Below are 505 nucleotides of genomic sequence, written 5' to 3' on the forward strand. Positions count from 1 at the left end.
CAAACGAATGCTTCACACAGCTCGGCATCCAGCGCACGAGCGTTCAGGACGTGGCGCGAATGGCCAAGGTGTCCCGCGGCACCATCTACCGATACTTCGTCGACCGCGACGTGCTGATCGAAGCGGCCATAGAGCACGGCGCTCAACGCTTCTACCGCGAAGTCGCCGCAGCGATGGCCAAGAAGGCCACGCTGGCTGAACAGCTCGGCGCGATGGCCGAAACCCACGCCAAGATCCTGCTCGACCACCGAACCCGCAACCGTTTGATGGCCGATGACGCTGAGCTGATGCGGCACATGATCTCTGACGGGGATACGGCGGTCCGGCGGACGACCAAATTTCTCGAACCCTACGTACGTGACGCGCGTGACCGCGGAGAGGTTGGTGCCGGGGTCGACGTGACGGCCGCCAGCGAATGGCTCGCCCGCATCATCTGGTCGTTCTCTACCGTCAACGAGGCACAGACATTCGACATGTCCAAGCCTGACACCGTCCGACGCTACGT

Annotated in this window: 1 protein-coding gene; it reads left to right on the forward strand. The window is 62.8% G+C overall.

The genetic code is table 11. The features are described from left to right. Positions 1-505: TetR/AcrR family transcriptional regulator (locus A5678_RS13485; RefSeq protein ID WP_068043075.1), on the forward strand; the 505-nt coding region annotated here is incomplete at both ends.

Origin of the sequence: Mycobacterium sp. E2733, assembly GCF_001667585.1 — a bacterium.
Classification (GTDB): domain Bacteria; phylum Actinomycetota; class Actinomycetes; order Mycobacteriales; family Mycobacteriaceae; genus Mycobacterium.